The sequence below is a fragment of the Pseudoalteromonas sp. S558 genome (genome assembly GCF_005886635.1).
Lineage (GTDB): Bacteria > Pseudomonadota > Gammaproteobacteria > Enterobacterales > Alteromonadaceae > Pseudoalteromonas > Pseudoalteromonas aliena.
This window is the reverse complement of the sequence record NZ_PNDU01000084.1, coordinates 1-9,720: the sequence shown is the minus strand read 5'-3', so window position 1 is coordinate 9,720 and position 9,720 is coordinate 1. Positions and strand designations below refer to the sequence as shown.

General features: G+C 40.3%; 6 protein-coding genes. 3 read left to right on the top strand and 3 right to left on the bottom strand.

The window, feature by feature from the left end; all coding sequences use genetic code 11:
• Positions 1 to 137: 137 nt before the first annotated feature.
• Positions 138 to 3,941 (bottom strand): bifunctional proline dehydrogenase/L-glutamate gamma-semialdehyde dehydrogenase PutA, encoded by a 3,804-nt coding sequence (gene putA / locus CWB66_RS06875; protein ID WP_077535741.1) that lies wholly within the window; start codon positions 3,939 to 3,941, stop codon positions 138 to 140.
• A 169-nt stretch (positions 3,942 to 4,110) separates the two neighbouring features.
• Here putA and CWB66_RS06870 point away from each other — a divergent pair, with 169 nt between their 5' ends.
• Positions 4,111 to 4,593: a winged helix-turn-helix transcriptional regulator gene (locus CWB66_RS06870; RefSeq protein WP_077535740.1), complete on the top strand. Its 483-nt coding sequence runs from the start codon at positions 4,111 to 4,113 to the stop codon at positions 4,591 to 4,593.
• A 58-nt stretch (positions 4,594 to 4,651) separates the two neighbouring features.
• Here CWB66_RS06870 and CWB66_RS06865 read toward each other — a convergent pair whose 3' ends face one another.
• Positions 4,652 to 5,257 carry a TIGR04211 family SH3 domain-containing protein gene (locus CWB66_RS06865; protein ID WP_077535739.1) on the bottom strand — a complete coding sequence of 202 codons (606 nt, stop codon included), beginning with the start codon at positions 5,255 to 5,257 and terminating at the stop codon, positions 4,652 to 4,654.
• Positions 5,258 to 5,470: 213 nt separating this feature from the next.
• On the opposite strand from CWB66_RS06865, the gene CWB66_RS06860 reads away from it, so the two are divergent.
• Together CWB66_RS06860 and CWB66_RS06855 are read left to right on the top strand one after the other, a co-directional pair.
• Positions 5,471 to 6,994 (top strand): CYTH and CHAD domain-containing protein, encoded by a 1,524-nt coding sequence (locus CWB66_RS06860; RefSeq protein WP_138584792.1) that lies wholly within the window; start codon positions 5,471 to 5,473, stop codon positions 6,992 to 6,994.
• Positions 6,991 to 7,674, top strand: coding sequence for an START domain-containing protein (locus CWB66_RS06855; RefSeq protein WP_138584793.1), 684 nt, complete (start codon positions 6,991 to 6,993; stop codon positions 7,672 to 7,674). The genes CWB66_RS06860 and CWB66_RS06855 overlap by 4 nt, the downstream gene beginning before the upstream one ends.
• 163 nt (positions 7,675 to 7,837) lie before the next feature.
• Here the strand turns inward: CWB66_RS06855 and CWB66_RS06850 are convergent, their stop codons facing one another.
• Positions 7,838 to 9,355, bottom strand: coding sequence for a S10 family peptidase (locus CWB66_RS06850; RefSeq protein ID WP_138584791.1), 1,518 nt, complete (start codon positions 9,353 to 9,355; stop codon positions 7,838 to 7,840).
• Between the last annotated feature and the right edge of the window lie 365 nt (positions 9,356 to 9,720).

Sequence of the window (9,720 nt, the reverse complement as noted above, 5' to 3'; positions counted from 1 at the left end):
TTCTAGGGACGGTTGACTCTTTGTTGCTCGGTTTTTACTTAGCACACTAGGTTACAAACCTCGCGCCGCGATTCAACCGCCCCTAGATTGAACAAATTTCAATCCACAAAGAGCAACACGCCCTAGCTTTAAGCTAATTATTCATCGTCTTCAACAAGCGTCATTAGTGATGTATTACCACCCGATGCAGTTGTATCAATACTGATTGTTTTTTCAGTGATAAGACGCTTAATTAGCGTATCGTAATACTCTGAGCTGATCACGGGTAAAATAGCGCCTTTGCGTTGTGCAAGTTGTTGGCTAAAGTAGCCAAAACGAGACGAACGAGCAGCCACTACGGCACCCGCTAAATGAGGGTGCGCCAAGATAGCTTGTAACTGATTAGGTTTGGCTACTTGGAAAACGCCCTCAGCAACGCCAGTCGAGATAAACTTATCTTTAAAGGCAACGGCTTCATCATAAAATAACTCAGACGCTACTGTAATTACTGTGTTACCTGCAGCTATGGCAGTAATAATAGACAGTGCCCAGAAGTTAAATGATGTACTCTTATCCGCATAACACACTACGCAACCACGTGCTTCTAGATGAAGGGTATTAGACTCACCTGTAGGCCCTGGAAGAGTAGTAAATTTACGCATGTGCTTTTCAAGGCGATTAAGCTGAGCGCGTGCTTCAGATAATGTTAATGCTAAATCGTCTGCTAAGTCGTCTATGATCTCTACTGTTGCAATTTTAGCTAGTAACTGACGCACAGCCGAAACACGGTCGTTTAGTGGTGTTGCACGCCAGATTTTTTCATCGCGCATTGAATTAGCCATTAGCTTTTTAACTTGCTCATTTGCACCGCTGTAGTGGTGTAAATCAAGCTCGTCAGGCGTTAGGTTAGTCATTTGCACGTTGTCTGGCGATGCTTTTTCTTTTACTAAACGTTGTAGATAGTTAGGGCCGCCGGCTTTAGGGCCAGTACCTGATAAACCACGTCCACCAAACGGTTGCACACCAACGATAGCGCCAATCATGTTGCGGTTAATGTATACGTTACCTGCACGTGACATTTTAGCTAAGTACTCACAGCGCTCTTCAATACGCGAATGCACACCCATTGTTAAGCCGTAACCTGTATTATTTATTTGATCCATCACATTATCAAGTTCGTTCGATTTAAAGCGGATAATATGAACACATGGGCCAAATACTTCACGTTTAAGTACCGATAGGTCTTTAATTTCGTATAAGCGAGGCGCAAAAAAGAATGCACCATTTTGTGTGTTATCAGGAATTTTGCACTCGTAATGAAGCGTCGCATTACCCTTTAGGTACTCAACATGATCGTTTAGGTTTTTAAGTGCTTTTTCATCAATCACAGGACCTACATCGGTAGATAGTAACGATGGGTCGCCAATATGCAGTTCAGCAAGTGCCCCTTTTAGCATATCGATTATGCCATCAGCTACATCTTCTTGAATAAATAAAACACGAAGAGCCGAACAGCGTTGACCTGCGCTTTGAAAGCCAGAACTAATTACATCGTCAACAACTTGCTCAGGAAGTGCTGTTGAGTCAACAATCATACAGTTTTGACCGCCAGTTTCTGCAATTAACGGTACTTGAATATCGTTACGAGCAGCCAGCGTTTGCGAAATTAACGTCCCGGTTTCTGTCGAGCCGGTAAACATAATTGCTTGAATGCGTTCGTCTGGCACAATCACCTTACCGACTTCACTACCGCGAGCGATAACAGGTTGAACAACATGTTCAGGTAAGCCAACTGATAGCATAAGTTCAATTGCACGAAGGGCAATTAAGCTTGTTTGCTCTGCAGGCTTAGCAATTACAGTGTTACCTGTAACAATCGCAGCGGCAACTTGCCCTAAGAATATTGCAAGCGGGAAGTTCCACGGGCTAATACATAGAATAACGCCACGGGCTTCAAAGCGTTCATCTTGCGATAACTCCTCAGCACGCGCTGCGTAGTAACGACAAAAATCAACCGCTTCACGTACTTCATCAATACCATCTTGTGCTACTTTACCTGCTTCTTTAATACAGATAGCGACTAGTTCGTCGTGATGACGCTCTAAAATATCAGCAACACGACGCAGTAAATTTGCACGTTCTTTCACCGGTGTTTGTGACCACGATTCAAAAGCCGCTTCAGCGTTAGCCAATAGCACTTTCATCTCTTCGCCAGTTTGTAATTTAACGTGACCGATGATTTCTTTATGATTCGCTGGATTTTTAACAGCCAGTGAGCCTTCAGGTACTTGACTTTGCTCAATGAGATGTTCGTTAAACCAACTTTCCAGATTTTCTTTGAAAGGGGTGATAACGTTTATATCGGTTAAATCCATGCCTTTAGAGTTAGCACGTTCTTCACCGTATAAATCAATCGGCATTTTGATTTGCGTATTGTACTTGTTACGCAGGCCTTGCAGTGTTTCTACTGGATCTGGCAGTAATGACTCAACCGGTTTTGTTGTATCAACAATTGCATTTACAAAGGAGGAATTAGCGCCGTTTTCTAATAGACGACGAACAAGGTACGCAAGTAGGTCTTCGTGTTGACCAACAGGTGCGTACACGCGACACTGAATTTTTTCCTCGGTGACGATTTGGTCGAATAATGATTCACCCATACCGTGCAGGCGTTGGAATTCAAAGCCGGTGTTATCACCTTTTGCAACTTCTAAAATAGTAGCTGCCGTGTAAGCGTTGTGGGTTGCAAATTGCGGGTAAAGCACGCCGCGCGCTTCAAGCATTTTAATTGCACATGCTTTGTAAGAAACATCGGTTGTGGCTTTTCGCGTAAATACAGGGAAATGCTCTAAACCATCTTGTTGTGTGGTTTTGATTTCTGTATCCCAATAAGCACCCTTAACTAGGCGTACCATCATTTTACGACCAACGCGGGTCGCAAGTTCTGTTAGCCACTCTATAACGAAAATAGCGCGCTTTTGATACGCTTGAACCGCTAAACCAAACCCTTGCCAATCGCCTAAGTCTGTATCGCTAAATACGGCTTCAATCACATCAAGAGAGATGTCTAAGCGATCAGCTTCTTCTGCATCAACCGTAAAGCCGATATCGTATTTTTTAGCAGCAAGCGCAAGCTCTTTCAACTTAGGTACGATTTCTGCCATTACACGGTCTTTATGAGTGAACTCATAACGTGGATGAATAGCTGAAAGTTTAACTGAAATACCAGGGCTCTTAATTGGGCCGCGGCCGTTTGCTGCTTTACCAATGGCGTGTATTGCATTCATGTAGCTGTCAAAGTAGCGCGTCGCATCTTTCATTGTGCGCGCGCCTTCGCCTAGCATATCGTAAGAATATACATAGCCTTTTTGCTCTGTATCGGCAGCACGTTCAATTGCTTCGTCAATGGTACGACCCATAACGAATTGCTTACCCATAATTTTCATAGCAAAATTTACAGATTTACGAATAACCGGTTCACCTAAACGACCAATGGTTCTTTTAAGCATGCCAAACTGCTGCTCTTTCGTTTTATCTGTGTAGTTAACCATTTTACCGGTTACTAATAATCCCCATGACGACGCATTTACAAATAAAGAATCGCTGCTTCCTAAATGAGAGCTCCAATCACCTTTTGCTAACTTGTCGCGGATCAGAACTTCTTGAGTTGCTTTATCTGGTACGCGAAGTAAGGCTTCAGCCAAACACATTAATACAACGCCTTCTTCACTTGATAGTGAAAATTCATTTAAAAGCGCGTCAACACCGCCTTGCCCATCTTGTTCTTTACGAATGTTTAAAACAATCTGGCGAGCTCTTTCCCATGCACGACTTCGTGCTTTTACACCGACTTCTGCAAGCGGTAAAATATGATCAATAACCGCATTTTCATCAATGCGGTAAAAGTCACGAATTTTTTGTCTGATAGGACAGTGTGTTGTCAAATCGCCTTTGAATAACATAAGCAACTCCCAGGAGTGTTAAGATTTAAAGTAAAATTAATTACCAATAAATTACCAGTGATATAATGTGTGCATTCTAATTAAATTTCAGCAGAATATGCTGGTTAAATTTCGCGTTTTACGATAATTTACAGGGCATAAATTTAACTTATCCGCATAAAATTCTGTTATGACAATTCCAAATAGATTACGGCTGTTAGATCGCATCGATTTAGCAATATTAGACGTTCTCCAAAAGAACGGCAGAATTTCTAATGTTAACCTCGCAAAGCAGGTTAATTTGAGCGCTAGCCCATGCCTTGATCGTGTAAAACGATTAGAGCAAGAGGGTTACATCGAAGGCTACTACGCCAAGTTAAGTGAAGCAAAACTTAACCAAAGTTTAGTTGCACATGTGCAAATATCACTTGTTGCCTCAAATACCGCTGTATTTAAGGTGTTCAGAGAGCATGTTATAAGAATTAAACAAGTTGTTGAATGTGACATGGTTGCTGGTGGCTATGATTACTTATTAAAAATACGAGTGTCTAATATGGAAGAGTATAGGCAAGTTTTGGGTGACTTAGTCGATATTCCGGGCGTAGGTACGCACCATACTTATATGGTTATTGAAAAAATAAAAGAAGATAAGGGATTACTAATTGATATTTGATAAGTAACTAATAGGGGTAAAATACACAGGTTATTTTACCCCAAACATTAATTACGTTTTATGCCCAGCCTTCGTAACGTTTACGACGCGATAGTACAATTGTTAAAATGATACCTAAAAACAAGCCTAAGAAAGCAATCGCACTACCATAAGTAAGTAATTGGCGCTTCTCTTGGGCGCTGACAGATTCTTTTTGAGCCCGCTCTTGTTGTAACGTCGCTTTTAATTGAGCAATTTGCTCAGACAGCTGTAGGTTTTGATCTGTTAAAGCCTGATTTTGTTCTTGTAACTGCGGTAATTTAATTTGAGCAGTACGCAGGTTTTCTTGTATGTTGCTTATTTCGTCACTCAATACTTGGTATTGTTGCTTTAAGCCTGCTGTTTTAGTCACAAATTTAGTTTCGATCCAGCCTTCACGCTCTTTATCATCTTTAATTTTTATAAAGCCATTTTCTTCGCCAGATAACACAGTTAATTTTGTTCCCGCATCTACAGAGCCAAGTAATCTATAGTCTTTACTCGCCCCTGAGCGCATAAAAGTATATAAGTTATCGATAATATAGGCGGTATTTTCATCCGTTGAGTTTGTATCTTGCGCTTCTTGCGCGTAACTCATGAATGTGGTGGCTGTTAAAAGTAGCCCTAATAAACAATGTTTTAGCATTTATCTACCTTGTTGATCTAGCTGTGTCCGTTATAAACGTGATTTTATGTCACATAAGTAACTAGATAGTATGGATTAAATAACGTAATAGCAAGGTAGATATTGTAACTCTGCCCCTATTTTGATGGCAAAATAAGGCTAAAAAATTTGCATTGTGTGTGTGCTTTGTTTATTTTGAGCACTTATTTATTTTAAAGGTAATCCGCAGACCGAATGGATACTGAGATAGAACTGAAATTTTTGGTATCAGATGCCGTAATTCCACTGATCCCCTCGCTAATTACTCAATTTGCTAAAACTGTTATTAATAAGCCCTCGCGCAGTTTGCAAAATGCATACTACGACACGCCGAGTCGTGAACTTAGAGCCCTTGATATTGGTTTCAGGACCCGTTGTGCAGATAGCCAATGTGAGCAAACTATAAAGCTTGCAGGCGAGGTCGTTGGTGGTTTGCATCAACGACCTGAGTATAACCTGCCTATTGACTCAAACCGCCCTAATTTGATGGCGTTCAATGTTGATATATGGCCTCATGGTATGCAAGTTAGTTCAATCTCGCAAAATTTATACCCTATTTTTAGTACTAACTTTATTCGTCGTACATGGCTAATTGAAACAGAGACTGGCGGGAAAATTGAAGTGGTACTCGACAAGGGGGAAATTGCAGCAGCCGGCCAGATAGAGGTTATTAGTGAACTTGAAATTGAGCTAATTGAAGGTAGCCGAAATGAGTTATTCGCTTTAGCGGATAAGTTAGTAAGTCAAAGTTGCATCCGCTTAGGGTTATACTCAAAAGCAGCTCGTGGGTATCGACTTGCAGACGATAAACCTTTAAAACCAAGTAAGTCTATTGGGTTTGTGCAGTTAACGAATACATCAAGCCAAGAAAAAGCATTGATGGAAGCGATGAATTTTGGCATTCGGTTTGTGCAAAAACACGAACAGTGTTACTTCGATAAACCAAGTTTAAAAACGCTAAAAAGAGTGACGGACGGCATTAGCTTAATTCGCCATACGTTTTGGTTATACGACGATATTGTTTCTAAAGAAAATACCGAGTATTTACGTACTGAACTTAAGTGGCTGTTGAGTGAATTAGCATGGGTAGAAAATGCGATTCAATTAAAAACATACACATCTAAACGTCATGCATTTTACAAAAAGATAAATGCAGCGCCTGCCTTAGCTCAAGTTATTAATGATTTAAAAGAATTACAGCCAAGTATTGATGATATTAATGCGCTATTTCACAGTGCGCGTTATAACCGTTTACTGCTATCGCTAACAACTTGGCTGATAGATAAACAATGGCGTAAAGATTGGGGCCAAGTTGAGCTTCAAGCTTCAGAAAAGCCGGTTTTATCAATTGCAAATCGGTTGTTTAATAAAGACTGGAAAAACCTTCATCACTTATTACCTAAAGAGCAAACACTCAGCGTAACTGATTATTTGAGTTTGCGAATGCAGTTAGAAAATAGCCTGCTGAGCGGTAATTGTTTAGGCTCTTTATTTGATAATGAAGAGCGGTTAGAGTTTCGACTGCCGTGGTTAGATATTTCCCATGGTATGTATGAGCTGAGCACGCTAGAGTATTTAAAGCAGCTATGCGCGGGTCAGGAAGATGAGCAGCTTGCTAAAATTCAATCTTGGCTTGAGCAAAAATCTGAATACTTAGTCAGCGCTATGGAACAAAGCCGGCTTGCGTCTTTTGATAAAGACCCTTATTGGCAAAAATGAGAGTAACGCACTTTTGTAATATCAACTTAATTCAAAAGTGCGTAGGCATTGTGCTTTTAATTCAATGCTTTTACGTTTTCTCAGAGCCTGCATGGCAAGAGTATAAAAATAAGCAGGGAGTGAGTGTACATTATCAAAGTCACAGCGATAACACGTTTGAAGTTAAAGGTGAGGTGGATGTAGAGCATGTATCTGCAAAGGACTTTTTAGAATTACTCAGTGATACAAATGTAGCTCCGCGCTGGGTAGAAAATGTCTCTAAAGTACGTGTCATTAAAACGTTAAGCCCTTCAGAAAATATTGTATATAGCTACTTTGACTCTCCATGGCCAATAGCGAATAGAGATGTTGTAACCTATTCGTGTTACTCACAATTAACCCCGCAACAAAGTTTACTTGTTGTTAAAGCGTATCTAAATGAGCTGCCACTTTATAAAAATGTGGTCAGAATCGAAACCTTAACTGCACATTGGTTGTTAACTCAACACAATGGTAGTTTAAATATCGTTTATCAGGTTTACGCATTGCCAGGTGGAATTAGTCCTACTTGGGTTAACAATAAAGTAGGACTCAATAGTGTTTTTAAAACCCTTTTTAATTTACGCGATATGCTGGCCCATAAAAAGTATCAAGCAAAAGATCCTGTGATTGAAGCCGGAGCATGTTTAAGCACTGAGTAGGCAAGGTTTTACAACCTCGAATTATTTTCAAGTTTACTTAAATTACTTACAAAAATAGGGCTGATTGAAAATAGGGGGCGGCCGTACATAACATGATATTTAATTTTAAACGTGATCAAAAGCAGAAAAATGGCTCAAAGCAGAGCCATTTATAAATTGACGATTAATATTTTGCTGCCTGAGCCTCTTTAGGCAAGGCTTTTAATATAAAGTCGCGCAAGTCATTATTTGAACGCTTGAGGTCTGCATGACGAAGGTACATCATGTGTCCGCTTCTATAGCCTTTAAAGCTTAAACGGTCTTTCATTTTTCCGCTTGGATCTAATTGCCACAATGTATATTTAGCATCAAAGTAATTAGTTGCACCATCAAAGTAGCCTGATTGAATCATTACATTTAAATATGGGTTTTGTGCCATTGCTAAACGCAGGTTTTCGCCCGTATTGTTACCCGTTCTATCCCATGGATGGACATTACCAAATAAATTGTATTTTACATCAGTTTTATAGTTTAGCTCGTCACGTAAATAGTGATTTATTGCTGGTGTAAATGAGTGTAACCACGAAGTCAGTTCGGCCCAATAATCTGGAGACTCACCCGCATCACGTTTATCTATTCCTAAATAACGAGAGTCTAGGCGACCGACTGTTTGACCGCGATCGCGCAGTAGCTCTTTCCAGAAAAATTGAGTTGGAATATCTAAGTTGTTTTGTTCAACAAATGTCTCTGACAAGCCTGCATAATCGGCCATTTTCTTTATAATGCGGCGCTTTTCATCTGCGGCAATAAATCCACCTTTCGCTAATGCTGGGATCAATTCGTTGATTGTAAATTGCTCTACTGCGGGGAGTAACTCGTCTAAGTCTTTAGCCTGTAAATCGGCTTTAAGTGCTTTGTGATACCAAGCAGTCGCTGCAAAATAAGGCAGGCGGTTAGCTGCTTTAATTGGTCCGTCGCGTTTTATGCCTATATCTGTGGGCGATACAAGTACAACACCGTTTATGTACATCCATTGACTATTTTGAAGCTCATGAGCTAGGCCCGATACACGTGTTGTACCGTAGCTTTCACCAATTAAAAATTTAGGCGATCGCCAGCGCTCTGCTCTATTTACAAAAGTATTTAACCACTCAGCAAGGTATTTAATATCGGCGTTAACACCAAAAAATAGCTCTTTTTGTTTTGCTTTAGAAGGAAGTTCGCCTTTATCGTTTTCCAGTACGCGGGAGTAGCCAGTATTAACTGGGTTTACGTACACAATATCGGCAACATCAAGTACGGAGTAAGGATTGTTTTTTACGCCATAAGGTTGGATTGGGTAGCCTTCATCATCGATTTTTAAGACACGAGGGCCAGTATAAGCGAGATGCATCCAGACTGAGGCAGAACCAGGTCCACCATTAAAGGAAATAAGTAATGGGCGTGTTGTATTATCATCTACTTTGTCGCGCGTGTAATAAGTGTATTGCAGTGTTGCAATAGCGTTGTCTTTATCATCCCAAACAGGCTGTGTGCCAGTTGCTACAGTATAGGTAAAGCGTTGACCGTTTATATTCGCTTTGTGTTGGGTTATTACTTTGCTATCAATGTCGATGCGGCGTTCGTTACTTGCAAGAGAGGCGGTACTGAGTATTAATGCAATCACAGTTATCGATAAACTGATAATACGATTAAGCTTCATAATGTTTCCTAATTATTGTTGATAAGCTATTAAAGATAATAATGAGCAAAATAACAAAAGTATTGAGACTAGTCGTCGATATTACTAGTTAAGTAAAGATAATACGTTTAAAAAAGGCTGTTTTCTGTTTACTTATTTAGCTAATCGTAAAAATCAGGTATATTTATTAGGGTCTGTTGAACTTTCAAGGTTAAATTTGCAGCAGTCTGTTTGGTATTTAGGCAAGACAGCGCCTATGTAGTGTGGTTATTCCCCATAAATAGGCGATAACGCAGCATCAATGCCAAACAGGCGCTGCCCAAAGGGTTCTCCCTAGGGGCAATCACCTCTTTGTTGCTCGGTTTTGCATTCGCCGACTAGTGTAC

What these genes read in the sequence shown, in the direction of transcription:
- putA (WP_077535741.1), bottom strand. Translation starts at nt 3,941, where the DNA reads ATGTTATTCAAAGGCGATTTGACAACACACTGTCCTATCAGACAAAAA.
- CWB66_RS06870 (WP_077535740.1), top strand. Translation starts at nt 4,111, where the DNA reads ATGACAATTCCAAATAGATTACGGCTGTTAGATCGCATCGATTTAGCA.
- CWB66_RS06865 (WP_077535739.1), bottom strand. Translation starts at nt 5,257, where the DNA reads ATGCTAAAACATTGTTTATTAGGGCTACTTTTAACAGCCACCACATTC.
- CWB66_RS06860 (WP_138584792.1), top strand. Translation starts at nt 5,471, where the DNA reads ATGGATACTGAGATAGAACTGAAATTTTTGGTATCAGATGCCGTAATT.
- CWB66_RS06855 (WP_138584793.1), top strand. Translation starts at nt 6,991, where the DNA reads ATGAGAGTAACGCACTTTTGTAATATCAACTTAATTCAAAAGTGCGTA.
- CWB66_RS06850 (WP_138584791.1), bottom strand. Translation starts at nt 9,355, where the DNA reads ATGAAGCTTAATCGTATTATCAGTTTATCGATAACTGTGATTGCATTA.